The sequence below is a fragment of the Paenibacillus taiwanensis DSM 18679 genome (assembly GCF_000425125.1).
Lineage (GTDB): Bacteria > Bacillota > Bacilli > Paenibacillales > Paenibacillaceae > Paenibacillus_B > Paenibacillus_B taiwanensis.
On sequence record NZ_AULE01000004.1, the window covers coordinates 33,493 to 57,363 of the forward strand.

Consider the following 23,871-nt stretch of genomic DNA (forward strand, 5'->3'; position numbering starts at 1 on the left):
AAGCTATTCGCATTTAACCAACTCATATTTGAAGGGAGATCCAACCATGGCAAGACAGTTCTCCTTGGCAAATACGCGTAACATCGGGATCATGGCTCACATCGATGCTGGTAAGACAACAACAACGGAGCGTATCTTGTATTACACAGGCCGTACTCACAAGATTGGTGAGGTGCACGAAGGTGCAGCAACAATGGACTGGATGGAACAAGAACAAGAACGTGGTATCACGATCACTTCCGCTGCGACTACAGCGCAGTGGAAAGGCCATCGTGTTAATATCATCGATACTCCGGGTCACGTTGACTTCACAGTAGAGGTTGAGCGTTCCCTTCGCGTATTGGACGGAGCCGTAGGCGTATTCTCTGCAAAAGAAGGCGTAGAGCCGCAATCCGAGACGGTATGGCGTCAAGCTGACCGTTACGGTGTACCTCGTATTGCTTACGTTAACAAAATGGACATCATTGGCGCTGATTACCTCAACGTTATCGAGTCCATGAAAGATCGTTTGCAAGCGAACGCTGTTGCGATTCAATTGCCTATCGGCGCTGAGAATGATTTTGTTGGTATCATTGACTTGGTAGAGCAAGTTGCTCACATCTTCAAAGATGACCTCGGTCGTGATGTCGAAATTACAGAAATTCCTGCTGAGTTCAAAGAGCAAGTGGCTGAACTTCGTATGGAATTAGTTGAGAAGGTTGCAGAACTCGACGAAGAATTGATGATGAAATACCTCGAAGGTGAAGAGCCAACGGTTGAAGAAATTAAGGCTGCTCTCCGTAAAGGTGTTTGTTCCGTTCAAATCTTCCCAGTAGTATGTGGTTCTTCTTACAGAAACAAAGGCGTTCAATTGATGATTGACGCAGTTGTTGACTACTTGCCATCCCCACTTGATGTACCTGATATTAAAGGTCATCTTGAAGATGGTGAAGAAGCGATCCGTCATTCTTCTGACGAAGAGCCGTTCTCGGCGCTTGCGTTTAAGATTATGACTGACCCTTATGTTGGTAAACTTACGTTCTTCCGTGTGTATTCAGGCGTATTGAGCTCCGGTTCTTATGTGTTGAATGCTACAAAAGGCAAACGTGAGCGTATCGGCCGTATCCTTCAAATGCACGCTAACAGCCGTGAAGAAATCGACGTAGTATACTCCGGCGATATCGCAGCTGCGGTAGGCTTGAAAGATACAGGTACAGGCGATACACTTTGTGATGAGAAGAACCCGGTAATCTTGGAATCCATGAACTTCCCTGATCCGGTAATCGAAATCGCAGTAGAGCCTAAAACCAAAGCTGACCAAGATAAAATGGGTGTTGCTTTGAGCAAATTGACAGAGGAAGATCCAACTCTGCGTGCACATACAGATGAAGAGACTGGCCAAACTATTTTGGCTGGTATGGGTGAGCTTCACTTGGAGATCATCGTTGACCGTATGCGTCGTGAGTTTAAGGTTGACACGAATGTTGGTAAACCACAAGTTGCTTACCGTGAAACATTCAAAACTGGCGCTAAAGTCGAAGGTAAGTTTGTACGCCAATCTGGTGGTCGCGGTCAATACGGACACGTATGGATCGAGTTCGCACCACAAGAGCCGGGCGCAGGCTTTGAATTCGAAAATAAAGTTGTCGGTGGTGTCGTTCCTCGTGAATACATCGCTCCAGTTCAAGCTGGTATCGAAGAGTCGATGAAGAACGGTGTACTTGCCGGCTTCCCACTCGTTGATATTAAAGCAACTATTTTCGACGGATCTTATCATGATGTTGACTCCAGTGAAATGGCGTTTAAGATTGCCGGTTCGATGGCGCTTAAAGCCGCTAAAGACAAGTGTAATCCTGTCTTGCTTGAGCCAATCATGAAAGTTGAAGTTACTGTTCCTGAAGAGTACATGGGCGACGTTATGGGGATGTTGAATTCCCGTCGTGGTCGTATCGAAGGTATGGATACTCGTTCAGGAGCTCAAATTATTCGTGCTAAGGTACCTCTCGCTGAGATGTTTGGATATTCCACAACTCTCCGTTCTGGTACACAAGGCCGTGGCGTATTCTCCATGGAGCTTTCGCACTATGAAGAAGTTCCACGCAGCATTTCGGAAGAGATTATTTCGAAGCATAAAGGCACGGAGTAATTTAACTGCTTAATCCAAGTTTACACAAGGTCGGGGAGTTGATTTAATCTTCATACTCGACCTTCAATCCCATATATTATTCCACTATTAAGGAGGAATTGTTCAAAATGGCAAAGGCAAAATTTGAACGTAATAAACCGCATGTTAACATCGGTACTATCGGTCACGTTGACCACGGTAAAACAACTTTGACAGCTGCAATCACTACAGTATTGTCCAAACGTTATGGCGGTGCTGCAGTAGCATTTGATCAAATCGATAAAGCTCCAGAGGAGCGCGAGCGCGGTATCACAATCTCTACAGCACACGTAGAGTACGAAACTCCAGCTCGTCACTATGCACACGTTGACTGCCCAGGTCACGCGGACTACGTTAAAAACATGATCACTGGTGCTGCTCAAATGGACGGCGCGATCTTGGTTGTATCCGCAGCTGACGGTCCAATGCCACAAACACGTGAGCACATCTTGTTGTCTCGCCAAGTAGGCGTACCTTACATCGTTGTATTCTTGAACAAATGCGACATGGTAGAAGACGAAGAGTTGCTTGAATTGGTTGAAATGGAAGTTCGCGACTTGTTGAACGAATATGAGTTCCCAGGCGACGACACTCCAATCATCCGTGGTTCCGCTCGTGAAGCTCTTCAAAACCCAGATGGTGAGTGGGCTGATAAAGTTGTTGAATTGTTCGAACAAATCGACACTTACATTCCACAACCAGAGCGCGAAACTGACAAACCTTTCTTGATGCCTGTCGAGGACGTATTCTCCATCACTGGCCGTGGTACTGTTGCTACTGGTCGTGTAGAGCGTGGTACTGTTAAAGTAGGCGAAGAGATCGAAATCGTTGGTATCCAAGAAGAAACTCGCAAATCAGTAGTTACGGGCGTAGAAATGTTCCGTAAACTTCTTGATTCCGCTCAAGCTGGTGACAACATCGGCGCATTGCTTCGTGGTGTAGACCGCAGCAACATCGAGCGCGGACAAGTATTGGTTAAACCAGGTACGGTTAAACCACATACAGAGTTCACTTCCCAAATCTACGTGTTGACTAAAGAAGAGGGTGGCCGTCACAAGCCTTTCTTTACTGGCTACCGTCCACAGTTCTACTTCCGTACAACTGACGTAACAGGTATCATTGAATTGCCAGAAGGCACTGAAATGGTTATGCCTGGTGACAACATCACAGTTACTGTTAAATTGATCAGCCCAATCGCAATCGAAGAAGGAACACGCTTCGCGATTCGTGAAGGCGGACGTACAGTAGGTGCCGGTGCGGTTGCATCCATCCAAAAATAATGAATGCTCGGCATTAGCCGACATTGATTACGACAATCCCTTTCTATATGGAAAGGGATTGTTTTTTTATATATGTGGATAAGTTCAAAATATTCTAATACAATATTCACAGCTTGGATATATAGGATGCCTATACGGGACTATTTACCGAGACTATAATAGGAGTAATGTCCTATTCGGCTTAGACATGTGGATAATTTTTGCGGGACAGAGTGTACACTTCTTAGGGAAGGATGCATCCTGATGAATTTTATTACAAAATGGTTTTCCGATAACGCAACACCGTTTGGGCATTACAACAAAGTAAAAAAGGACTTAGCATCTATTTGGAATATAGATGATCAGCAATTAAATGAGGCGTCAGGAAAAATTAATTTACCAGATGAACATCCTCTATGGAAGCAACTAAACATGATCGACCTGACGGAGATGGATCTGAAGTTGCTAAGCTGTTTAAAGCCTTATATTTCTATGGAACTAGAGGCATTAACAACTCAATTTTATAGCACAATTATTAGTGTGGTTCAATTGGACAGGTTGATTCGAGATCACAGTTCTGTCGATAAGTTGAAGTCTACGCTCCGCGTCCATATAGAAGAAATGTTTAATGGTGTAATTGACAGTCCATACATTATAAAACGTATAAAAATTGCTGCTGTCCATCAGCATATTGGACTTGAGACGAAATGGTATATGGGAGCATTCCAAAATTTGCAGGCCATCATCACGGATCTTGTGCTGCGGCGTATACCAGATAAAGAGAGGGCAATACATTGCATTCATGCACTTAATAAAATATTTAATCTGGAGCAACAGTTGGTGTTGGATGCTTACGAAGAACGTTTTCATTTAGAAAAGGCTCAACAATATGAACGGGTTAAAGCAGAGTTAAAGCAAAATATAAGTCAGCTAAGTGAAAAGCTTGCCACACTGGCAGCTGAAACGAACGATACGATCTCTAAACTTAGTCATAAAGGGGTGAAACTTAATAAAAGTGTCCATGCAGCCGCACAATCAACAAACTTGACACAAGAGATGGCCAGATCAGGAGAACAATTAATGACTGGAGTGGCGGAAAGTATTCAGCGGATTAATGACCATGCCTATGAGATGCAAAATCGGATTATGAAGTTAAAAGACACGTCTACACGAATAAGAACGATTGTTGGAGCTGTAAGGGAGATTGCAGATCAAACAAACTTGTTATCCTTAAATGCTTCCATTGAGGCGGCGCGTGCAGGTGAACAAGGGTTAGGATTTGCTGTTGTAGCCAAAGAAGTTAATAAGTTAGCTGATCACACGAAGCAAACCGTCTCGGATATTGAAGAATTGATAGGGAACTCAACTTTGGTCAACAACTCTGTGGTCCATATTATCAATGAGGTGCGTGCTAGTGTGGCATCTGTTAAGGAACAATCAGAAGAAACGAGTGGGGCATTCCTAGATATTGTTGAAAAAGTAGAAGCAAGCAGACATTCTATGGATAACATACAAGGTGAATTTGAGTTACTAATTGAAATGATTGCAGGGATAGGTCAAGCAACACGGCAGGTGGCTGCATCCGCCGAGCAATTAAATGATACGACGCTGAAGCTCTAAGCGTATCTCTTCTTATATAGAAGAAACTTGCGTCAACTGGTATGGATTACCGTAGCATTAGATGAATTCTTCATTATATAATGGCCTAGCAGCCGACTTTGAGATGAACTGACGACACTACCAAGTTGCTTGGTATACCGTAATACTTCTCTTATTTTAAATGTATAAACGAATTTGCTACAAATGCTTGCAATTATCGGGACATTTATATATAATAGTGAATGTTGTTCGTCGACGTTGCGATGAAGTGAGAGGTTACCGACACACCCGGCCCCTTTGCCATGGACGGTGTGCACGGAAAATTTTCACGGAGTATGTCCGATGCAAAATTGGGCGATTAAAGGAGGGAATAAAATGGCAAAGCAAAAAATTCGTATTCGCTTGAAAGCATACGACCACAGAATTCTTGATCAATCAGCTGAGAAGATCGTTGAAACGGCTAAGCGTTCCGGTGCAGGAGTATCCGGTCCAATCCCGTTGCCAACAGAGAAGCAAATCATCACCATTCTTCGTGCGGTGCATAAGTACAAGGATTCTCGCGAGCAGTTCGAAATGCGCACTCATAAGCGTTTGATCGACATCGTGAACCCAACGCCGCAAACTGTTGATGCGTTGATGCGACTGGACCTGCCGTCCGGTGTAGATATCGAAATCAAGCTGTAAGCACAGCTTAAGTATGAACGGAATATGGAAGGAAAAGAGGTGTCAACATGAAAGGTATCTTAGGAAAAAAACTCGGCATGACTCAAGTATTTACTCCAGAGGGTAATGTTGTGCCAGTAACAGTTATCGAGGCTGGACCTTGTGTCGTTCTTCAAAAGAAAGATCTTGAGAACGATGGTTACGAAGCAATTCAAGTCGGATTTGCTGACAAGAAAGAAAAGCGTGCCAACAAGCCAGAAATCGGACATGCTAAAAAAGCTAACACAACGCCTAAGCGCTACATTAAGGAATACCGTGGTATCGATCTTTCGCAATACGAAGTTGGCCAGGAGTTGAAAGCTGACTTGTTCACTGAAGGTGAATTCGTAGACGTTACAGGTATTTCTAAAGGTAAAGGTTTCTCCGGCGTTATCCAACGTTGGGGTCAAAGCCGCGGACCTATGTCCCACGGTTCCCGTTACCATCGTGGCCCTGGTTCCATGGGTTCTATCCAAGCGAACCGCGTTCCTAAAGGCAAACGTCTTCCAGGACATATGGGTAGCGTAACAATTACAATTCAAAACCTTGAGGTTGTTAAAGTGGATACGGAACGTAACGTAATCCTCGTTAAAGGCTCCATCCCAGGACCTAAAAACAGCTTCATTAACGTTAAATCTGCGATTAAAAAGTAATGTGTGAGGAAAGGAGGAGCTCAGAATGCCTAAAGTAGCATTGTACAACATTTCCGGTACGCAAGTTGGCGAGATTGAATTGGCTGACAGTGTATTCGGGATTGAGCCTAACAAACATGTACTTCATGATGCAGTTGTGATGCAGCTTGCATCGTTGCGTCAAGGTACGCACAAAGTTAAAGGTCGTTCCGAGGTTCGCGGCGGTGGCCGTAAGCCATGGAAACAAAAAGGAACTGGCCGCGCACGTCAAGGTTCGATTCGTTCGCCACAATGGAAAGGCGGCGGCGTAGTATTCGGACCAACACCACGCAGCTATGCATATAAGCTTCCTAAAAAAGTTCGTCGTTTGGCGATCAAATCCGCACTTTCTTCTAAAGTGTTGGAAAATAAAATTATCGTACTTGACGAGTTGAGCTTGAACGCGCCGAAAACGAAAGAATTCCAAGCGATCTTGAACAACTTGAAAGTGGAACGCAAAGCGCTTGTTGTAGTACCTGAGTACAACGACAACGTGGCGCTCTCCGCTCGCAACATCCCATCCGTGAAATTGGTTGCGGCTGATGGAGTTAACGTTTATGACGTGCTTCGCCACCAGAACCTCATCATCACGAAGGATGCTGTTTCGAAGGTAGAGGAGGTGTTCGCGTAATGAAAGATCCTCGTGATATCATTAAGCGTCCTATCATCACTGAGCGTACTGCTGAGATGATGGATGGCCTTAAATACGTATTTGAGGTTGACATTCGTGCCAACAAAACAGAAGTCAAGAGTGCTATCGAGCAAATCTTCAAAGTGAAAGTAGCGAGCGTGAACACGTTGCGTGTTCCAGCTAAGCCTAAGCGTTATGGCCGCTACAATGGCTACACTTCCGAATGGAAGAAAGCTTTCGTAACTTTGACAGCTGACAGCAAACCGCTTGAGTTCTTTGAAACGGTATAAATAAACAAGTCTTAAAGTAAGGAGGGAAAACAAGTGCCAATCAAAAAGTATAAACCGACATCCCCGGCTCGTCGTGGTATGAGCGTTTCGACGTTCGAAGAAATCACAACAAGCACGCCGGAGAAATCGTTGCTTGCGCCTCTTAGCAAAAAAGCTGGCCGCAACAACCAAGGTAAAATTACGACTCGCCATCAAGGCGGTGGTCACAAACGTAAGTATCGTATTATCGATTTCAAACGTAACAAAGATGGCATTCAAGGCCGCGTTGCTACAGTTGAGTACGATCCAAACCGTACTTCTAACATTGCATTGATTCACTATGCTGATGGTGAGAAACGTTACATTATCGCACCAAAAGGCTTGAAAGTCGGCGATGTTGTTATGTCCGGAGCTGGTGCTGATATCAAGATCGGTAACGCAATGCCGCTTGAGAACATTCCAGTAGGTACAGTTATCCACAACATCGAGTTGAAACCAGGTAAAGGTGCTCAGTTGGTACGTGCAGCTGGTACGGAAGCTCAATTGCTTGGTAAAGAGGATCGTTATGTAACAGTACGCTTGTCCTCTGGTGAAGTTCGTAAAGTCTTGAAAGTTTGCCGCGCTACTATCGGTTCCGTTGGTAACCAAGACCATGAACTTATTAAGATCGGTAAAGCAGGTCGTAACCGTTGGTTGGGTAAACGTCCAACTGTCCGCGGGGTAGTAATGAACCCGGTTGATCACCCACATGGTGGTGGTGAAGGTCGCGCTCCAATCGGTCGTAAATCACCATTGTCTCCATGGGGCAAACCTACGCTCGGTTACAAAACGCGTAAAAAAGGCAAACATTCCGATAAATATATTGTTCGTCGTCGCACGAAATAATATTTGTTCGGTTCGATACGTGAGCAACGTAACAAGCGAAACAAACAGGTCTCGTGAAGGGAGGATTCACACATGGGTCGCAGTTTGAAAAAAGGACCATTCATTGATGGTCACCTTTTGAAGAAAGTTGAAGATTTGAACGAAGGAAGCAAAAAAGTTGTAATTAAGACTTGGTCCCGTCGTTCCACAATTTTTCCTCAATTCATCGGTCACACAATTGCAGTATATGATGGCCGCAAACATGTACCAGTTTACGTTACAGAAGATATGGTAGGACACAAGTTCGGAGAGTTCGCACCTACTCGTACGTACAAAGGTCATGATGATGACAAGAAAACGGGCAAACGATAATACAGAACTTAGCATTTGAGGGGAGGTACTAACATGCAAGCGAAAGCTCATGCAAATAGTGTTCGCATCGCTCCCCGCAAAGTCAAGCTCGTTATCGACTTGATCCGCGGAAAGCAAGTAGGCGAAGCAATTGCAATTTTGCGCCACACGCCAAAATCGGCGTCCCCAGTGGTTGAAAAATTGTTGAACTCTGCTATTGCCAATGCAGAACATAACTATCAATTGGACGTGAATAAGCTCGTAATCGAGCAAGTATTCGTGAACGAAGGTCCAACATTGAAACGTTTCCGTCCTCGCGCAATGGGACGTGCAAGCCGTATCAATAAGAGAACTAGCCACATCACGCTTGTGGTATCCGAGAAATAAGGAGGGAAAACGTGTGGGTCAAAAGGTAAATCCCGTCGGACTTCGAGTAGGTATTATCCGTGATTGGGAATCTAAATGGTACGCTGAGAAAGACTTCGGCGCATTGCTGATTGAAGACGTTAAGGTTCGTGAGTACCTTAAAAATAAACTTAAAGACGCAGCTGTGTCTAAAATCGAAATCGAACGTGCAGCTAACCGCGTGAACGTTACGATTCACACCGCTAAACCAGGTATGGTAATTGGTAAAGGCGGTTCCGAGGTTGAAGCTCTTCGTCGCGACGTAACTAAAATTGCTGGCGGCAAAAAAGTGCACATCAACATTTCGGAAATCAAAACTCCAGACTTGGATGCAATTCTCGTTGCTGAGAGCATTGCACAACAACTGGAGCGCCGCGTTTCTTTCCGTCGCGCGCTGAAACAAGCAATTCAACGTTCTATGCGTTCAGGTGCAAAAGGAATTAAAACAGCGGTAAGCGGTCGTCTGGGCGGTGCTGAAATCGCTCGTTCTGAAGGATACAGCGAAGGAACTGTACCACTTCATACGCTTCGCGCCGACATCGATTATGGCACGGCAGAAGCTCATACAACTTACGGCCGTATCGGCGTAAAAGTATGGATCTATCGTGGAGAGGTACTTCCTACGGCTAAGAAAAAGGCTGTTGAGGAAGGAGGCAACTAATCATGTTGGTACCTAAACGTGTCAAACATCGTAAACAACAACGCGGTAGCTTGAAAGGTCGCGCTAAAGGCGGTACAACTGTAAACTTCGGTGAATACGGTTTACAAGCTCTTGAACCTACATGGATCACTAACCGTCAAATCGAGGCAGCTCGTATTGCGATGACTCGTTACATTAAACGTGGCGGTAAAGTATGGATCAAAATCTTCCCGGATAAGCCAATCACGCAAAAGCCTCTTGAGGTACGGATGGGTTCCGGTAAAGGTAACGTTGAGAAATGGGTAGCTGTTGTTAAGCCTGGTAAGATCATGTTCGAACTTTCTGGTGTTCCTGAGGAAGTCGCGCGTGAAGCAATGCGCCTCGCTGCACACAAACTCCCTATCAAGACGAAGTTTGTGAAACGCGAAGAAATGGGTGGTGAAGCAAATGAAAGCTAGTGAATTCCGCAACTTGACCACTGCTGAACTTGAACAAAAGATTGTCGGATTCAAGGAAGAACTTTTCAACCTCCGTTTCCAATTGGCTACTGGACAGCTTGACAACCCAACTCGCATCCGTGACGTACGTAAAGCAATTGCTCGTGCTAAAACGGTATTGCGTGAAAGAGAACTTGGGATTACTAGCTAATTTAGCGTCAAGATCTTGACTATAAATAGACATCCTGTACTCAGGAAGGAGGCAACACACTCATGAGTGAACAACGCAACGCTCGTAAAGTGCAAGTTGGTAAAGTGGTCAGCGACAAAATGGACAAAACAATCGTAATCGCGGTTGAAACGTACAAAAAGCATGACTTGTACCACAAACGCATTAAATATACGAAAAAGTTCAAAGCTCACGACGAGAACAACGAAGCTAAGATCGGCGATACTGTAAAAGTCATGGAAACGCGTCCGCTGTCGAAAGACAAACGCTGGAGACTGGTAGAGATCGTTGAGAAAGCAGTAATCGTTTAATGCTCGGTTAGTTTTAACCGGAAGGAGGAAAACAGAATGATTCAACCATTTACACGTTTAGCTGTAGCAGACAACTCTGGTGCAAAAGAACTGATGTGTATTCGTGTCTTGGGTGGTACGGGACGTCGCGTAGGCCACATTGGAGACTTGATCATCTGCTCTGTAAAACAAGCAACACCAGGCGGCGTTGTCAAAAAGGGTGACGTTGTAAAAGCAGTTATCGTTCGTACGAAGCGTTCCGTTCGTCGTAAAGACGGTTCTTACATCGCATTTGATGAGAACGCAGCGGTAATTGTTAAAGACGATAAAGGCCCACGTGGAACACGTATTTTCGGACCAGTTGCTCGCGAACTTCGCGATAAAGACTTCATGAAAATCGTTTCCTTGGCACCGGAAGTTATTTAATCAACTTGCCTGCAAGCAAGGTTCAGGAGGTGTGACACATGCCACGAATGAAGAAAGTACTGGAGTCGCATAACAACAAATTGCACGTGAAAAAAGATGACACTGTCATCGTTATCACTGGTAAAGACAAAGGTAAAAAAGGCCGCGTTATCGCAGCTTTCCCACGTCAAAACCGTGTTCTTATTGAAGGTGTAAACATGGTGAAAAAACACCAAAAGCCTAACCAAAAGAACCCGCAAGGCGGTATCGTTGAGCAAGAAGCTCCAATTCACGTATCGAACGTAATGCACGTGGATCCTAAGTCGGGCAAAGTAACACGTATTGGTTACAAAGTGTTGGAGAACGGTAAAAAAGTACGTGTTGCAAAACGCTCCGGCGAAATCATCGACTAATCGCTAGGAAAGGAGGTCCATTTTACATGGCAGCTCGCATGAAAGAACGTTATTTGAACGAAATAACTCCTGCTCTGATGCAGAAGTTCAACTATACAACGGTAATGCAAGTACCAAAAGTAGAAAAAGTCGTCATCAACATGGGTATGGGTGAGGCAGTTTCGAACTCCAAGGTCTTGGATACAGCTGTTGCCGAATTGCAATTGATCTCTGGTCAGAAGCCAGTTATCACTCGCGCTAAGAAATCCATCGCAGGCTTTAAGCTTCGTGAAGGAATGCCGATCGGTGTGAAGGTGACACTACGTGGTGAGCGTATGTATCACTTCCTGGACAAATTGTTCAACGTCACGCTTCCACGTGTCCGCGACTTCCGCGGTATCTCTAACAAAGCGTTTGACGGCCGCGGTAACTACACGCTCGGTCTGAAAGAGCAAATCATTTTCCCTGAGATCGAGTACGATAAAATCGATAAAGTACGCGGTATGGACATCGTTATCGTAACTACAGCGAAAACGGACGAAGAGTCCCGTGAATTGTTGACGCAACTCGGCATGCCTTTCACGAAATAAATCTTCAAAATCGAAAGAGTCATCTATCGATTAACAAGTATTAAGGACAATGAGTTTGTTCGTGACCTTGGTCCAACAAATATCATAGGAGGTGTCAACACGTGGCAAAAACTTCGATGCTGGTAAAACAACAACGCAAACCGAAGTTCAAAGTGCAAGGATACACTCGTTGTGAGCGTTGTGGTCGTCCGCATTCTGTATTACGTAAATTCAAAATTTGCAGAATTTGTTTCCGCGAATTGGCATATAAAGGCCAGATTCCTGGCGTTAAAAAAGCAAGCTGGTAATCAACCCTGTTGCGGGAAGGAGGTTTACACTAATGGTTATGTCTGATCCAATTGCTGATATGCTTACACGCATTCGCAATGCTAACACAGTACGTCATGAAACGGTGGAAATGCCTGCTTCTACTATGAAGAAGCAAATCGCTGAGATCCTCAAGCGTGAAGGTTTTATCCGTGATGCAGAATATATCGATGACAACAAACAAGGGATCATCCGTATCTTCTTGAAGTACGGTGCTAACAATGAGCGTGTCATCACAGGCTTGAAACGTATTTCCAAGCCAGGATTGCGTGTATACTCTAAATCGAACGAGGTACCTCGTGTACTCGGCGGTCTTGGTATCGCGATCATCTCGACGTCTAAGGGCGTTGTTACGGATAAAGAAGCTCGTCAATCCAAATCTGGCGGCGAGGTAGTCTGCTACGTTTGGTAATTAATCGCATAATGATTGGAGGTGCAACAACACATGTCTCGTATTGGTCGCAAACCAATTGACGTTCCAGGTGGCGTAACAGTTACTTTGGACAATAGCGTGATTACGGTTAAAGGACCGAAAGGAACGTTGTCTCGTGAACTTCATAAAGATATGCAAGTATCTGTAGAAGAGAACGTAATTAACGTTGTTCGTCCTTCTGATAATAAACTTCACCGTTCCCTGCACGGAACAACTCGTAGCGTAATTAGCAACATGGTTAATGGTGTAACTGAAGGTTACTCCAAAACTTTGGAGCTGGTTGGCGTAGGTTACCGTGCTAACAAAGCTGGGGACAAACTCGTATTAAACGTTGGTTATTCTCATCCGGTAGAAATTACTCCGGAAGCAGGCATCGAGTTCGACGTTCCTGCACAAACGAAAATCATCGTTAAAGGTATCGACAAAGAGCGCGTTGGTGCTTATGCAGCTAAAATTCGTTCCGTACGTGAGCCAGAGCCGTATAAAGGTAAAGGTATCAAGTATGAAGGCGAACGCATTCTGCGTAAAGAAGGTAAAGCTGGCAAGAAGAAGTAAGATCTTGCCTAGCTCGCTTACCCGTGTAGCTTAATGGCTAAACTGAAGGGAGTGAAACAATCGTGATTACGAAAGGCGATAAGAACAAAGCTCGTTTGAAACGTCACCTTCGTGTGCGTAAGAAAATTGAAGGAACGACAGCACGTCCGCGTTTAAACGTATTCCGTTCCTCTAAACATATCTACGCTCAACTCATCGATGATGTTAAGGGCGTAACAATCGCAGCAGCTTCCACTATGGATAAAGAGGTCGCAGCAAGCATCTCTAACGGCGGTAACGTCGAATCCGCTCGCAAAGTTGGCGAGTTGGTAGCGAAGCGTGCGAAAGATGCAGGCGTAACTGAAGTGGTATTTGACCGTGGCGGTTACTTGTATCATGGACGTATCCAAGCATTGGCAGACGCAGCTCGTGAAGCTGGTCTTGAGTTCTAAGAATTTAACAAAAGGAGGTTAACGACTTGCGAGTTGATCCAAACACGTTAGAACTGTCTGAAAAAGTTGTTCAAATCAATCGTGTGTCTAAAGTCGTAAAAGGCGGACGTCGCTTTAGCTTTAGTGCACTCGTTGTTGTCGGAGACGGCAAAGGCTGGGTAGGCGCTGGCATCGGTAAAGCTTCCGAGGTTCCTGACGCTATCCGCAAAGGCATTGACGATGCTAAGAAAAATCTCATTCATGTTCCTTTCGTCAATACGACAATCCCTCACTTGGTAACTGGTAGCTTTGGCGCTGGTAAAGTGCTCTTGAAACCAGCATCTGAAGGTACTGGGGTTATCGCTGGCGGTCCGGTTCGTGCCGTGTTGGAGTTGGCAGGTGTAGGCGATATCTTGACGAAATCGCTTGGTTCTTCTAACTCAATGAACATGGTAAATGCTACGCTTGAAGGTCTGTCCCGTCTGAAAACGGCAGAACAAGTAGCGAAGTTGCGTGGCAAATCCGTTGAGGAACTGTTAGGATAAGGAGGGGACTACGATGGCAAAATTGCAGATTACCCTCGTTCGCAGTCTGATCGGTCGTCCAGAGAATCAGCGTAAGACGGTGAACACTTTGGGCCTGCGTAAGATGAATCAGACGGTTGTTCAAAATGACAACCCTGCGATTCGTGGTATGGTTAATCAAGTGACTCACTTGGTTAAAGTAGAAGAAATTGAAGGCTAAGCCAATCTGCTTAGCTTCAACTTGTTCAACCACAATGAATCAACTTATAGTACATTAACGGCATAAATAATTAAGGAGGTGCGACGAACGATGAAGTTACATGAACTTTCTCCAGCACCTGGTTCCCGTGAAGAGCGTTACCGCAAAGGACGCGGTATTGCTTCTGGTAACGGTAAAACTGCAGGTCGCGGTCACAAAGGTCAAAATGCTCGTTCCGGCGGTGGTGTTCGTCCGGGCTTTGAAGGCGGTCAAAACCCACTGTACCGTCGTCTGCCTAAACGCGGATTCATCAACCCTACTCGTAAAGAGTATGCGGTATTGAACGTAGCTGACTTGAACAGCTTTGCAGCTGGAACAGAAGTTACTCCGGAATTGCTCATGGAACAAGGCATCATCAAAAACCCATTGAGCGGTATTAAGATTTTGGGTAACGGTGATCTGTCTGTTCAACTTACGGTTAAGGCTAATAAGTTCTCTCAAGCTGCGGTAGAGAAGATCGAGGCTGCCGGCGGCAAATCCGAGGTGATCTAATGTTTAAGACCGTATCGAATATATGGCGGGTCGAAGATCTTAGACGTAAGATATTATTTACGCTTATGATCTTGATCGTCTATCGCGTTGGGTCATTTATTCCAGTTCCCGGCGTCGATAAATCGGTCTTTGAGGCAACCAATAACCAAGGTAGTGACTTGTTCAGTCTCATGAACACGTTCTCCGGGGGAGCGTTATTCAAATTCTCTATCTTCGCACTAGGAATCATGCCGTATATTACGGCATCGATTATTGTGCAGCTTCTATCGATGGATGTCGTGCCGAGGTTTGCACAGTGGGCGAAGGAAGGTGAAGTCGGTAAACGCAAGTTAGCTCAAATTACTCGTTATGGAACGATAATTTTGGGTCTGATTCAAGCATTCGGTACAGCGATTGGTTTCAACCGCTTGTACGGGTTGCAAATGGTTCCGAACGCGACTTTAACAGATTACATTGTAATCGCCATTGTTCTAACGGCCGGAACTGCGTTTCTGATGTGGCTTGGTGAACAAATTACGGAGAAAGGTGTCGGCAACGGCATCTCGATCTTAATCTTTGCCGGTATCGTGGCAGCAATACCAACGCATATCGGTGAGATTTATCAATCGCAATTTGTCAATGGCGACGGATCGCTCTTCCTGAACATTGTCAAAATGCTTGTTATTGCGCTATTCATCGTATTTATTATCGTAGGGGTTATCTACATTCAACAAGGTAACCGCAAGATTCCGGTGCAATACGCAAAACGTGTCGTCGGCAATAAAATGTACGGCGGCCAAAATACACACATTCCGCTTAAAGTGAATGGTGCTGGTGTAATTCCGGTCATCTTTGCAGTTTCGCTATTGATGTTCCCAATTACAATCGCTCAGTTCTGGACAGGTAAAGCATGGGCTAACTGGGTGATTAACAATATGTACTACGACAAGCCGCTTGGCATGGTGCTGTACGTGCTGTTAATCGTCGGTTTCACATTCTTCTACACGTTCGTTCAAATGAACCCTCAGCAAATGGCGGATCAATTGAAAAAGAATGGCGGCTATATTCCAGGCATTCGTCCGGGTAAAGCTACAGCAACATACTTGACGCGTGTAATGTCTCGTATTACGCTTGCAGGTGCAATCTTCTTGGCTGTCGTATCTGTAATTCCAGTGTTCTTCGGAGCATTGGCTGGATTGCCACGCTCGGTGCAAATCGGCGGTACATCTTTGCTCATCGTGGTCGGCGTAGCGCTTGATACGATGAAACAGATCGAAAGCCAGTTGATCAAACGCCATTACAAAGGTTTTATCAACAAATAGTCAATAGGTTCTGATAGAGCCGTTAAGGCTCATCGGCACCTATTGTGCTGTTTCTTGTAGAGCAGAGGCTTAACGAATGCCATCGAAAGATTAACACTTCCGACGAAAGTTAAGCCTGTGCTTACCAAAAAGGGAGTGACATTCGATGAACATTCTATTCATGGGGCCTCCTGGGGCAGGTAAAGGAACACAGGCTGAACGTATTGTTACGGAATTCAGCGTTCCTCATATCTCCACAGGCGATGCATTCCGCGCAGCAATGCGAGAAGGAACGCCTATCGGTCTAAAGGCAAAGGAATACATTGATCAAGGTCTACTCGTTCCAGATGACGTTACGGTTGGTGTCGTTCGTGAACGACTCGCGCAACCGGATTGTGAACAAGGCTTCCTGTTGGACGGTTTCCCTCGTACTTTGGCACAAGCGGAAGCACTAGACGACATGCTCGAAGCTATGGGACGTAAGCTTGATCATGTCATCGACCTGAGCGTTGACCGTAATTTATTGCTGGCACGTCTCACAGGCAGACGTATTTGCAAGTCTTGCGGCGCGACGTACCATGTCATTTTTAACCCGCCACAACAAGAGGGCGTATGTGATAAATGCCAAGGCGAGTTGTACCAGCGTTCGGATGATTCCGAAGAGAAGGTTGGAACACGCCTTGACGAATATATCAACAAGACGGCTCCTTTGCTTTCATACTATGGAGACAAAGGCTTGTTGCGTCAGGTTGACGGTGAGAAGGAAATCGATACGGTGACGTCTGAGATCGTATCTTTACTGCGAGGTTAAAACGAATGATCATTTGTAAGTCCGAAGTGGAATTAGGCTTCATGAGGGAAGCAGGGCGAATTGTTGCGGAAACGCACCGTCTCATGGCCAACTCCGTCAAGCCGGGTATTACAACTCGGGAACTTGACGCCATCGCTGACAAATTCATTCGCAGTCAGGGGGCAACCCCTTCTTTCAAAGGCTACAACGGATTTTCCGGCAGCATTTGCGCATCAGTGAATGAAGAGCTGGTGCATGGCATTCCCGGCGATCGGATTTTAAACGAAGGCGACATCATTAGCATCGACATCGGTGCGCAGTATCGCGGATACCACGGTGACTCTGCTTGGACGTATGGAGTTGGCAAGATTTCGGACACCGCTCAGCGGCTGCTCGACGTCACGGAGCGTTCGCTCTATGCCGGACTTGAACTTATCAAGCCGGATGTTCGCCTATATACGATATCCCATGCGATTGAACGCGTGATCGAGGATGCAGGTTTTTCCGTTGTACGTGAGTACGTTGGTCACGGGGTAGGTGCGGATCTTCATGAAGAACCGCAAATTCCGAACTACGGCACTCCGGATCGCGGACCTCGTCTCAAACCGGGCATGACGCTCGCCATTGAGCCGATGGTCGTTATCGGGGAACGTTATGTGCAGACGCTCGCGGATAACTGGACGGTTGTAACGGTGGACGGAACATGGTGCGCTCACTTTGAGCATACAGTGGCTGTAACACCGGACGGTTGTGAAATCTTAACGACATTAGAGAAGTAGGTGATTGGGATGAGCAGCATTCCGAAACCGCAGCTCGGCCAGTTCGTTAAGGTGCTTCAGGGCCGCGGTGAAGGCAAGTTTGCCATCATTGTTGGTGTGGAGCCTTCGCGATACGTTAACATAGCGGATGGGGACAAGCGAAAGTTTGACCAGCCGAAACGTAAAAACTTGCTTCATTTGGAGTTGCACGAGGCGATAAGCCATGAAGTTGTCGATAGTTTAAAGGAAAGCGGACGGGTCACAAACAGTAAGCTGCGCTATGTTATTGCAAAATACACGGAGCAACTGGCCGCTGCAAATGGTAATCAGAAAGGAGAATGACGTTGGCTAAAGAAGATGTGATTGAGGTTGAAGGTACGGTAATTGAGCCGTTGCCAAATGCGACGTTTAGAGTTGAACTTGAAAATGGACACCAAATTCTTGCCCATGTTTCCGGAAAGCTGCGGATGCATTTCATCCGTATCCTTACTGGGGACAAAGTGGTCGTACAGCTGTCGCCATACGATTTGAGCAAAGGTCGCATCACTTATCGAAAATAGCACTCGGAACTCGAAGGGCGCTTGCAATGCCTTGCAAACCGTCCGGTATATCGAAAGCGGTTTGACGTGTGCAACTTTAGGACTGGGAGGTATTCAGCATGAAGGTAAGACCTTCTGTTAAACCTATCTGCGAAAAATGCAAAGTTATTCGCCGCAAAGGTAACGTTATGGTAATCTGTGAAAATCCGAAACACAAACAAAAACAAGGATAAGAAGGGGGTGTAGCGTTAATGGCTCGTATAGCTGGTGTAGACTTGCCACGTGATAAACGCGTTGAGATCGCCTTAACATACATTTTTGGTATTGGGAAGACTACTTCTCAAAAAATCATCGCGGAAACTGGCGTAAACAAAGATACTCGTGTTCGTGACTTGACGGAAGAAGAAGTTAACGCAATCCGTGAAGCAATCGACAAAAAGGTAAAGGTTGAAGGTGACCTTCGCCGTGAAATTTCTTTGAACATCAAGCGTTTGGTTGAGATTGGATGCTATCGTGGTATCCGTCATCGCCGTGGCTTGCCTGTTCGCGGACAACGTACTAAGACTAATGCTCGTACACGCAAAGGTCCTCGTCGTACGGTAGCTAATAAGAAGAAGTAAGGAGGGATAAGTAGCAATGGCTAAACCGAAAAAAGCAGTACGTACTAAACGTCGTGATCGCAAAAATATTGACACTGGTGTGGCACATATCCGTTCCACGTTTAACAACACGATTGTAACAATTACGGATACACACGGTAACGCAATTTCTTGGGCGACTTCAGGTGGATCGGGCTTCAAAGGCTCACGTAAATCTACTCCGTTCGCCGCTCAATTGGCTGCAGAAACAGCTGCGAAAGCAGCTATGGAACATGGCATGAAGACGGTAGAAGTAATGGTTAAAGGCCCAGGCGCAGGCCGTGAAGCTGCCATCCGTTCCTTGCAAGCTGCAGGTTTGGAAGTTAGCTCCATTAAAGACGTAACTCCAATCCCGCACAACGGCTGCCGTCCGCCAAAACGTCGTCGCGTATAGTTATACGCACGACTCAAATGTCGTATATAACTTACGCCTGTTGGTAATAATGGTTGTTTAGGCATACTGCATGAATCGACCGACCTTAGGTGTTTCTAAGTTAACGCCAGCGACGTTTTGAAGGAGGGTTATACAAGTGATTGAGATCGAAAAGCCGAAAATCGAAACCGTTGATGTCAATGAGGAAGGCACTTACGGCAAGTTTGTGGTGGAGCCGCTTGAACGCGGCTACGGCACAACGCTAGGGAACTCCCTGCGCCGTATTTTGCTGTCCTCTTTGCCAGGCGCTGCAGTAACTTCCGTCCAAATCGACGGTGTACTGCACGAGTTCTCGACGATTCCAGGCGTCTATGAAGACGTAACGGAAATTATCTTGAACTTGAAATCCCTGTCGCTTAAAATCCACTCAGATGAAGAGAAAATTCTCGAAATCGATGCGGATGGCGAAGGGGTTGTAACGGCTGGTGACATCCGTGCGGACAGCGATGTGGAAATTTTGAACCCGGATCTCCGCATTGCAACACTCGCTCAAGGTTCCAGACTCCACATGCGCATTTATGCGAATCGTGGACGTGGCTTCGTGCTTGCGGACCGCAACAAGAATGAAGATCAACCGATCGGTGTCATTCCTGTTGACTCCATTTACACGCCTATCTCCCGCGTTAATTATAGCGTAGAGAACACGCGTGTAGGCCAAGTAACGAACTACGACAAGCTTACGCTTGAAGTATGGACCGATGGCAGCATTCGCCCTGAAGAAGCGGTAAGCCTCGGCGCGAAGATCTTAACAGAGCATCTGATGCTCTTCGTAGGTCTGACTGACGAAGCGAAAGACGCTGAAATTATGGTGGAAAAAGAGGAAGATAAGAAAGAAAAAGTGCTTGAGATGACTATCGAAGAGCTTGATCTTTCTGTTCGTTCTTATAACTGCTTGAAGCGTGCAGGCATCAATACCGTTCAAGAGCTGATTACGAAAACAGAAGAAGACATGATGAAGGTCCGCAACTTGGGCCGCAAGTCTTTGGAAGAAGTTCAAGAAAAGCTCGAAGAACTTGGTTTGGGCCTGAGAATGGAAGACTAAACGGGACTTGTCTTAGAAGGAGGGGAAACTACAATGGCATATCAAAAATTGGGTCGTGATTCCAGCGCGCGTAAAGCGTTATTCCGTGACTTGGTAACCGACTTGTTCTTGTATGAGCGCATTCAAACAACTGAAGCTAAAGCGAAAGAAGTTCGTTCGCTTGCTGAAAAGTTGATCACTAAAGCGAAGCGCGGTGACTTGCACGCACGTCGTCAAGTGGCAGCATTCGTACGTCGTGAAACAGTTGATGGGGAGAAAGACGCTATCCAAAAGCTGTTCTCGGAGCTTGCACCTCGTTATGCAGAGCGTCCGGGCGGATATACGCGTATCTTGAAACTTGGTCCTCGCCGTGGCGATTCAGCGCCTATGGTATACTTGGAACTCGTTGACCGCGCGTAATTTCGACACGGTACACACGATATAACACTGTGTGAACAGTGTGGAAGAAGGCTCCCCTTGAGGAGCTTTTCTTTTTGTCGGGGTTTTGCGGTTACGCCAATAAAGCTCGACATACTACTGTTTACCGTCTGAGATGGCAAGAGCTCTGCTGGAGTTCTTCCATCGTACGTTACGGAGGTTAGCATGCGAAATATAGGGATGACCGTTGCTTATGACGGAACTGCGTACTGCGGCTTTCAGTCGCAGCCAGAATTGGATACCATTCAAGGACGTATTGAAAAAGCGATTGCTATGCTGACTGAACAAGAGGTTGTCATTACGGCTTCAGGCCGTACAGATGCCGGTGTTCATGCGCAAGGGCAAGTGTTTAATTTTATTACGACCTCCGCGATCCCAATTGAGCGGTGGGCCTTGGCGATGAATTCCAGACTACCTCGAGACATAGTCATTAAGGATGCCTGGGAAGCGCCGATGGACTTTCATGCCCGTTACTCGGCTAAACGAAAGACGTATCGTTACTCCATTCTGTCAGAACGTATTCCGGATCTGTTCCAACGTCATTATGAGTTTCATCATCCGGGACGCCTTCAACTGGAACCGATGCGTGCAGCTCTTAAGCATTTGGAAGGAGAGCATGACTTTACGTCTTTCGCTTCGCCGAAATCGACAAAGCAGATTCACGTACGCACGATTTATCAGGCGTGGATGGAGTATGAGCCGAGCCCGAGTGGTGAGCCCGGACGCGGCAGATATCATTTATTTGTAACAGGCAATGGGTTTCTTTATAATATGGTGCGCATTATTGCAGGTACTTTACTCGTAGTGGGCAGAGGTAAGATATTACCGGATGCAATTCCGGGTATTTTAGCGGCATGTGATCGTGGAGCAGCAGGTCCAACTGCAATGTCTCATGGTCTTATGTTATGGAGTATTGATTACGGCGGGGAAGAGCGTCTGTAGCGTTTCTTTTTTCGAAAAACAACTTGCGTAAAAGCCCTTATTATTGTACAATAACAATTGTGTTTCTTTATGGCTTCCCACGGCCCCCAATAAAGAAATTACATTACTGTTTTGAACCTAATGATCACATGTAACATATGACTTGAACGACATATACAGCATTGCGAATACCGCAGTTTGAAAGTGCACTAGTGTCATTACACATGATGCTGAGTTGACCTTTTCAGATGCAGCATATTCACCAGAGGAGGAAGTTTCATGCGTACCACTTACATGGCGAAACCAGCTGATGTTGAGCGCAAATGGTTCGTTATCGATGCAGAAGGCAAGACGCTTGGTCGTCTCGCTTCCGAAGCTGCGGCACTTATCCGCGGCAAACACAAGCCTACTTTCACACCACACGTTGACGGCGGTGACTTTGTAGTCATCATCAACGCTGATAAAGTTGTGTTAACAGGTAAGAAATTGCAAAACAAAATGTACTACCGTCACTCGATGTATCCAGGTGGTTTGAAAGTGACAAGCGCTCAAGAAATGTTGAACAACAAACCTGAGCGTATGGTTGAACTCGCTGTTCAAGGCATGTTGCCTAAGACACGCATGGGCAACAGAATGAAGCTTCGTGTTAAAGCTTATGCAGGCGCAGTACATCCACATCAAGCACAACAACCTGAAGTTTACGAACTTCGCGGATAATCGAAAGGGAGGACAGTACCATGGCACAAGTACAATACTATGGGACAGGTCGTCGTAAGCATTCCGTAGCGCGTGTTCGCCTCGTACCAGGTGAAGGCCGCATCGTTATCAATAAACGTGACCTTAACGAATACTTCGGTTTGGAGACATTGAAACTTATCGTTAAGCAACCATTGAACCTCACAGAAACAGTCGGCAAGTACGACGTGTTGGTGTTGGCTCATGGCGGCGGTATCTCCGGCCAAGCTGGCGCAATCCGTCACGGGATTTCCCGTGCATTGCTCAAAGCAGACCCAGAACTTCGTCCAGCATTGAAAAAAGCTGGATTCTTGACTCGCGACCCACGTATGAAAGAGCGTAAGAAATACGGTCTTAAAGCTGCTCGTCGCGCGCCACAATTCTCGAAACGTTAATCCCTTATCGATCAGGGATTTCAGCCCCGGACCTTATTGGTTCGGGGTTTTTTACTTTTATGGATCATACATATTACATAAATGCCTTCATAGAGGTACATAAAGCATGCTTTCGAAGAGCCCTTTCCAACACTGGAAGGGGCTTTTGTTCTTTTCGCTTGTATCTTTAGAATTAATTTACATTAAATGGTCGCCTTATTTCGTTTGAGTTCGCTTTTAAACAACCTGATCCTAATTGCTGAATATACTTCTACCCAAAATGAAAAAAATGAATTGACATTTAGAGCCAAACTGAATAATCTATAAAGTAGATAAAACATACCTAAATAGTAGGAATATAATGATGGAGGATGCGGTAACATGAATCTATTGGAGAAAGAAGCGTTAATTGCGGAAAAGGCCGTGCAATTTGAACCGGCTTCTGCTGAAGAAGTGATTGCATGGGCTGTACAAACCTTTCCTAATCTAACGTTTGCATGCAGCTTCGGTGCAGAAGATGTAGTTGTTGTTGATATGCTACAGAAGATTAGTCCTTCAACCGATATTTTCTATCTGGATACACAATTTCACTTTGATGAGACGTATGAGACTCGCGACCGCATTTCTTCCCACTATAACTTAAATTTCGTACGTGTAGCTCCTGTGCTAAGTCCAGAACAACAGGCCGAGGCGCATGGTGAGGAACTTTGGCTTACTAACCCCAATCAATGCTGCAACATTCGCAAAGTAGATCCCTTGACTAACATTTTAAGCAAATATGATGCATGGATAACGGGCATTCGACGTGATCAAGCGCCAACACGTGCTAATTCGAAGAAGATCGAATATGATACCAAGTTTGGACTAGTAAAATTCAACCCGTTGGCAGCGTGGACATGGGACGATGTATGGGCTTATATACGGGCAAACCATTTGATTTATAACCCACTACATGATCGTAATTACCCAAGTATTGGCTGCACACATTGCACTCGTCCTGTTATGGAAGGGGAAGATCCTCGTGCAGGTAGATGGGCCGGTACAGGTAAAATCGAGTGTGGACTTCACAAGTAATCGTAAATGATTAG

38 protein-coding genes are annotated in these 23,871 nt (G+C 45.7%); all 38 read left to right on the plus strand.

All coding sequences use genetic code 11. From position 1 onward, the window contains the following. Positions 1-46: 46 nt before the first annotated feature. Positions 47-2,125, plus strand: coding sequence for an elongation factor G (gene fusA, locus H509_RS0101455; RefSeq protein WP_028543505.1), 2,079 nt, complete (start codon positions 47-49; stop codon positions 2,123-2,125). A 107-nt stretch (positions 2,126-2,232) separates the two neighbouring features. Beyond that, positions 2,233-3,423, plus strand: a complete 1,191-nt coding sequence (tuf, locus tag H509_RS0101460) for an elongation factor Tu (protein WP_028543506.1) — start codon at positions 2,233-2,235, stop codon at positions 3,421-3,423. A gap of 243 nt (positions 3,424-3,666) precedes the next feature. Further along, positions 3,667-5,022 carry a globin-coupled sensor protein gene (locus tag H509_RS28525; RefSeq protein WP_084159033.1) on the plus strand — a complete coding sequence of 452 codons (1,356 nt, stop codon included), beginning with the start codon at positions 3,667-3,669 and terminating at the stop codon, positions 5,020-5,022. Between the two features lie 354 nt (positions 5,023-5,376). Further along, positions 5,377-5,685: a 30S ribosomal protein S10 gene (gene rpsJ, locus H509_RS0101470; protein ID WP_005544556.1), complete on the plus strand. Its 309-nt coding sequence runs from the start codon at positions 5,377-5,379 to the stop codon at positions 5,683-5,685. A gap of 47 nt (positions 5,686-5,732) precedes the next feature. Next, positions 5,733-6,356: a 50S ribosomal protein L3 gene (rplC, locus tag H509_RS0101475; protein ID WP_028543508.1), complete on the plus strand. Its 624-nt coding sequence runs from the start codon at positions 5,733-5,735 to the stop codon at positions 6,354-6,356. A 25-nt stretch (positions 6,357-6,381) separates the two neighbouring features. Next, positions 6,382-7,005, plus strand: a complete 624-nt coding sequence (rplD, locus tag H509_RS0101480; protein ID WP_028543509.1) for a 50S ribosomal protein L4 — start codon at positions 6,382-6,384, stop codon at positions 7,003-7,005. After that, complete coding sequence (rplW, locus tag H509_RS0101485; protein ID WP_028543510.1) at positions 7,005-7,295, plus strand: 50S ribosomal protein L23; 291 nt, start codon at positions 7,005-7,007, stop codon at positions 7,293-7,295. Before rplD ends, rplW begins: the two co-directional genes overlap by 1 nt. 33 nt (positions 7,296-7,328) lie before the next feature. After that, positions 7,329-8,159, plus strand: a complete 831-nt coding sequence (gene rplB, locus H509_RS0101490; protein WP_028543511.1) for a 50S ribosomal protein L2 — start codon at positions 7,329-7,331, stop codon at positions 8,157-8,159. A gap of 72 nt (positions 8,160-8,231) precedes the next feature. Beyond that, positions 8,232-8,510 (plus strand): 30S ribosomal protein S19, encoded by a 279-nt coding sequence (gene rpsS / locus H509_RS0101495; protein ID WP_028543512.1) that lies wholly within the window; start codon positions 8,232-8,234, stop codon positions 8,508-8,510. A 33-nt stretch (positions 8,511-8,543) separates the two neighbouring features. Continuing rightward, a complete protein-coding gene (gene rplV / locus H509_RS0101500) occupies positions 8,544-8,876 on the plus strand; it encodes a 50S ribosomal protein L22 (RefSeq protein WP_028543513.1) in 333 nt (110 codons plus the stop codon). Between the two features lie 13 nt (positions 8,877-8,889). After that, complete coding sequence (gene rpsC / locus H509_RS0101505) at positions 8,890-9,555, plus strand: 30S ribosomal protein S3 (RefSeq protein ID WP_028543514.1); 666 nt, start codon at positions 8,890-8,892, stop codon at positions 9,553-9,555. A gap of 2 nt (positions 9,556-9,557) precedes the next feature. Next, positions 9,558-9,992 (plus strand): 50S ribosomal protein L16, encoded by a 435-nt coding sequence (gene rplP / locus H509_RS0101510; protein ID WP_028543515.1) that lies wholly within the window; start codon positions 9,558-9,560, stop codon positions 9,990-9,992. Next, positions 9,982-10,182, plus strand: coding sequence for a 50S ribosomal protein L29 (gene rpmC / locus H509_RS0101515; protein ID WP_028543516.1), 201 nt, complete (start codon positions 9,982-9,984; stop codon positions 10,180-10,182). The genes rplP and rpmC overlap by 11 nt, the downstream gene beginning before the upstream one ends. Positions 10,183-10,244: 62 nt before the next feature. Next, positions 10,245-10,511 (plus strand): 30S ribosomal protein S17, encoded by a 267-nt coding sequence (rpsQ, locus tag H509_RS0101520; protein ID WP_028543517.1) that lies wholly within the window; start codon positions 10,245-10,247, stop codon positions 10,509-10,511. Between the two features lie 36 nt (positions 10,512-10,547). Further along, entirely contained in the window at positions 10,548-10,916 is a 369-nt protein-coding gene (gene rplN, locus H509_RS0101525) for a 50S ribosomal protein L14 (RefSeq protein ID WP_028543518.1), read from the plus strand. Positions 10,917-10,954: 38 nt separating this feature from the next. Further along, entirely contained in the window at positions 10,955-11,308 is a 354-nt protein-coding gene (gene rplX / locus H509_RS0101530) for a 50S ribosomal protein L24 (RefSeq protein ID WP_084159035.1), read from the plus strand. A 26-nt stretch (positions 11,309-11,334) separates the two neighbouring features. Further along, entirely contained in the window at positions 11,335-11,877 is a 543-nt protein-coding gene (rplE, locus tag H509_RS0101535; protein WP_028543520.1) for a 50S ribosomal protein L5, read from the plus strand. 101 nt (positions 11,878-11,978) lie between these two features. Then, the gene (locus tag H509_RS0101540; protein WP_028543521.1) at positions 11,979-12,164 is read left to right on the plus strand and encodes a type Z 30S ribosomal protein S14; all 186 of its coding nucleotides are present in this window, start codon (positions 11,979-11,981) and stop codon (positions 12,162-12,164) included. A gap of 32 nt (positions 12,165-12,196) precedes the next feature. After that, positions 12,197-12,595, plus strand: a complete 399-nt coding sequence (gene rpsH / locus H509_RS0101545) for a 30S ribosomal protein S8 (protein WP_028543522.1) — start codon at positions 12,197-12,199, stop codon at positions 12,593-12,595. 33 nt (positions 12,596-12,628) lie between these two features. After that, a complete protein-coding gene (rplF, locus tag H509_RS0101550) occupies positions 12,629-13,171 on the plus strand; it encodes a 50S ribosomal protein L6 (protein WP_028543523.1) in 543 nt (180 codons plus the stop codon). A 62-nt stretch (positions 13,172-13,233) separates the two neighbouring features. Further along, on the plus strand, positions 13,234-13,602 hold the full coding sequence (rplR, locus tag H509_RS0101555) for a 50S ribosomal protein L18 (protein ID WP_028543524.1): 369 nt from the start codon (positions 13,234-13,236) through the stop codon (positions 13,600-13,602). Between the two features lie 26 nt (positions 13,603-13,628). Further along, entirely contained in the window at positions 13,629-14,126 is a 498-nt protein-coding gene (rpsE, locus tag H509_RS0101560) for a 30S ribosomal protein S5 (protein WP_028543525.1), read from the plus strand. Positions 14,127-14,139: 13 nt separating this feature from the next. After that, entirely contained in the window at positions 14,140-14,325 is a 186-nt protein-coding gene (gene rpmD, locus H509_RS0101565; protein ID WP_028543526.1) for a 50S ribosomal protein L30, read from the plus strand. 90 nt (positions 14,326-14,415) lie between these two features. Then, the gene (rplO, locus tag H509_RS0101570) at positions 14,416-14,856 is read left to right on the plus strand and encodes a 50S ribosomal protein L15 (protein WP_028543527.1); all 441 of its coding nucleotides are present in this window, start codon (positions 14,416-14,418) and stop codon (positions 14,854-14,856) included. Beyond that, positions 14,856-16,157, plus strand: coding sequence for a preprotein translocase subunit SecY (gene secY / locus H509_RS0101575; protein ID WP_028543528.1), 1,302 nt, complete (start codon positions 14,856-14,858; stop codon positions 16,155-16,157). The genes rplO and secY overlap by 1 nt, the downstream gene beginning before the upstream one ends. 145 nt (positions 16,158-16,302) lie before the next feature. After that, positions 16,303-16,947 carry an adenylate kinase gene (locus H509_RS0101580; protein WP_028543529.1) on the plus strand — a complete coding sequence of 215 codons (645 nt, stop codon included), beginning with the start codon at positions 16,303-16,305 and terminating at the stop codon, positions 16,945-16,947. A gap of 5 nt (positions 16,948-16,952) precedes the next feature. Next, entirely contained in the window at positions 16,953-17,705 is a 753-nt protein-coding gene (gene map, locus H509_RS0101585) for a type I methionyl aminopeptidase (RefSeq protein ID WP_028543530.1), read from the plus strand. Between the two features lie 9 nt (positions 17,706-17,714). After that, complete coding sequence (locus tag H509_RS0101590; RefSeq protein WP_028543531.1) at positions 17,715-18,026, plus strand: KOW domain-containing RNA-binding protein; 312 nt, start codon at positions 17,715-17,717, stop codon at positions 18,024-18,026. 2 nt (positions 18,027-18,028) lie between these two features. Beyond that, a complete protein-coding gene (gene infA, locus H509_RS0101595; RefSeq protein ID WP_006676514.1) occupies positions 18,029-18,244 on the plus strand; it encodes a translation initiation factor IF-1 in 216 nt (71 codons plus the stop codon). Positions 18,245-18,342: 98 nt separating this feature from the next. Further along, the gene (gene rpmJ, locus H509_RS0101600) at positions 18,343-18,456 is read left to right on the plus strand and encodes a 50S ribosomal protein L36 (protein WP_003333770.1); all 114 of its coding nucleotides are present in this window, start codon (positions 18,343-18,345) and stop codon (positions 18,454-18,456) included. Between the two features lie 18 nt (positions 18,457-18,474). Next, a complete protein-coding gene (gene rpsM, locus H509_RS0101605) occupies positions 18,475-18,843 on the plus strand; it encodes a 30S ribosomal protein S13 (protein WP_028543532.1) in 369 nt (122 codons plus the stop codon). Positions 18,844-18,859: 16 nt separating this feature from the next. Further along, entirely contained in the window at positions 18,860-19,255 is a 396-nt protein-coding gene (rpsK, locus tag H509_RS0101610) for a 30S ribosomal protein S11 (RefSeq protein WP_028543533.1), read from the plus strand. Between the two features lie 136 nt (positions 19,256-19,391). Beyond that, a complete protein-coding gene (locus tag H509_RS0101615; protein ID WP_028543534.1) occupies positions 19,392-20,336 on the plus strand; it encodes a DNA-directed RNA polymerase subunit alpha in 945 nt (314 codons plus the stop codon). Positions 20,337-20,369: 33 nt separating this feature from the next. Further along, positions 20,370-20,735 carry a 50S ribosomal protein L17 gene (gene rplQ / locus H509_RS0101620; protein ID WP_028543535.1) on the plus strand — a complete coding sequence of 122 codons (366 nt, stop codon included), beginning with the start codon at positions 20,370-20,372 and terminating at the stop codon, positions 20,733-20,735. Positions 20,736-20,918: 183 nt separating this feature from the next. Then, complete coding sequence (gene truA, locus H509_RS0101625; protein WP_028543536.1) at positions 20,919-21,695, plus strand: tRNA pseudouridine(38-40) synthase TruA; 777 nt, start codon at positions 20,919-20,921, stop codon at positions 21,693-21,695. Between the two features lie 258 nt (positions 21,696-21,953). Continuing rightward, complete coding sequence (gene rplM, locus H509_RS0101630; RefSeq protein WP_028543537.1) at positions 21,954-22,391, plus strand: 50S ribosomal protein L13; 438 nt, start codon at positions 21,954-21,956, stop codon at positions 22,389-22,391. Positions 22,392-22,411: 20 nt separating this feature from the next. Next, complete coding sequence (rpsI, locus tag H509_RS0101635; RefSeq protein WP_028543538.1) at positions 22,412-22,804, plus strand: 30S ribosomal protein S9; 393 nt, start codon at positions 22,412-22,414, stop codon at positions 22,802-22,804. A gap of 360 nt (positions 22,805-23,164) precedes the next feature. After that, positions 23,165-23,857, plus strand: a complete 693-nt coding sequence (locus H509_RS0101640) for a phosphoadenylyl-sulfate reductase (RefSeq protein ID WP_028543539.1) — start codon at positions 23,165-23,167, stop codon at positions 23,855-23,857. Positions 23,858-23,871 lie beyond the last annotated feature (14 nt).

Coding starts and splice junctions, on each gene's coding strand:
- fusA (WP_028543505.1), top strand. CDS start 47: ATGGCAAGACAGTTCTCCTTGGCAAATACGCGTAACATCGGGATCATG.
- rplV (WP_028543513.1), top strand. CDS start 8,544: ATGCAAGCGAAAGCTCATGCAAATAGTGTTCGCATCGCTCCCCGCAAA.
- truA (WP_028543536.1), top strand. CDS start 20,919: ATGCGAAATATAGGGATGACCGTTGCTTATGACGGAACTGCGTACTGC.
- rplF (WP_028543523.1), top strand. CDS start 12,629: ATGTCTCGTATTGGTCGCAAACCAATTGACGTTCCAGGTGGCGTAACA.
- H509_RS0101640 (WP_028543539.1), top strand. CDS start 23,165: ATGAATCTATTGGAGAAAGAAGCGTTAATTGCGGAAAAGGCCGTGCAA.
- rpmJ (WP_003333770.1), top strand. CDS start 18,343: ATGAAGGTAAGACCTTCTGTTAAACCTATCTGCGAAAAATGCAAAGTT.
- rplD (WP_028543509.1), top strand. CDS start 6,382: ATGCCTAAAGTAGCATTGTACAACATTTCCGGTACGCAAGTTGGCGAG.
- rpsI (WP_028543538.1), top strand. CDS start 22,412: ATGGCACAAGTACAATACTATGGGACAGGTCGTCGTAAGCATTCCGTA.
- rpsH (WP_028543522.1), top strand. CDS start 12,197: ATGGTTATGTCTGATCCAATTGCTGATATGCTTACACGCATTCGCAAT.
- rpsK (WP_028543533.1), top strand. CDS start 18,860: ATGGCTAAACCGAAAAAAGCAGTACGTACTAAACGTCGTGATCGCAAA.
- rplP (WP_028543515.1), top strand. CDS start 9,558: ATGTTGGTACCTAAACGTGTCAAACATCGTAAACAACAACGCGGTAGC.
- rplO (WP_028543527.1), top strand. CDS start 14,416: ATGAAGTTACATGAACTTTCTCCAGCACCTGGTTCCCGTGAAGAGCGT.
- map (WP_028543530.1), top strand. CDS start 16,953: ATGATCATTTGTAAGTCCGAAGTGGAATTAGGCTTCATGAGGGAAGCA.
- rplN (WP_028543518.1), top strand. CDS start 10,548: ATGATTCAACCATTTACACGTTTAGCTGTAGCAGACAACTCTGGTGCA.
- tuf (WP_028543506.1), top strand. CDS start 2,233: ATGGCAAAGGCAAAATTTGAACGTAATAAACCGCATGTTAACATCGGT.
- rpsS (WP_028543512.1), top strand. CDS start 8,232: ATGGGTCGCAGTTTGAAAAAAGGACCATTCATTGATGGTCACCTTTTG.
- rplM (WP_028543537.1), top strand. CDS start 21,954: ATGCGTACCACTTACATGGCGAAACCAGCTGATGTTGAGCGCAAATGG.
- rplC (WP_028543508.1), top strand. CDS start 5,733: ATGAAAGGTATCTTAGGAAAAAAACTCGGCATGACTCAAGTATTTACT.
- secY (WP_028543528.1), top strand. CDS start 14,856: ATGTTTAAGACCGTATCGAATATATGGCGGGTCGAAGATCTTAGACGT.
- rpsQ (WP_028543517.1), top strand. CDS start 10,245: ATGAGTGAACAACGCAACGCTCGTAAAGTGCAAGTTGGTAAAGTGGTC.
- H509_RS28525 (WP_084159033.1), top strand. CDS start 3,667: ATGAATTTTATTACAAAATGGTTTTCCGATAACGCAACACCGTTTGGG.
- rpmC (WP_028543516.1), top strand. CDS start 9,982: ATGAAAGCTAGTGAATTCCGCAACTTGACCACTGCTGAACTTGAACAA.
- rplX (WP_084159035.1), top strand. CDS start 10,955: ATGCCACGAATGAAGAAAGTACTGGAGTCGCATAACAACAAATTGCAC.
- rplE (WP_028543520.1), top strand. CDS start 11,335: ATGGCAGCTCGCATGAAAGAACGTTATTTGAACGAAATAACTCCTGCT.
- rpsJ (WP_005544556.1), top strand. CDS start 5,377: ATGGCAAAGCAAAAAATTCGTATTCGCTTGAAAGCATACGACCACAGA.
- H509_RS0101580 (WP_028543529.1), top strand. CDS start 16,303: ATGAACATTCTATTCATGGGGCCTCCTGGGGCAGGTAAAGGAACACAG.
- H509_RS0101590 (WP_028543531.1), top strand. CDS start 17,715: ATGAGCAGCATTCCGAAACCGCAGCTCGGCCAGTTCGTTAAGGTGCTT.
- rplW (WP_028543510.1), top strand. CDS start 7,005: ATGAAAGATCCTCGTGATATCATTAAGCGTCCTATCATCACTGAGCGT.
- rpsM (WP_028543532.1), top strand. CDS start 18,475: ATGGCTCGTATAGCTGGTGTAGACTTGCCACGTGATAAACGCGTTGAG.
- rpmD (WP_028543526.1), top strand. CDS start 14,140: ATGGCAAAATTGCAGATTACCCTCGTTCGCAGTCTGATCGGTCGTCCA.
- rplQ (WP_028543535.1), top strand. CDS start 20,370: ATGGCATATCAAAAATTGGGTCGTGATTCCAGCGCGCGTAAAGCGTTA.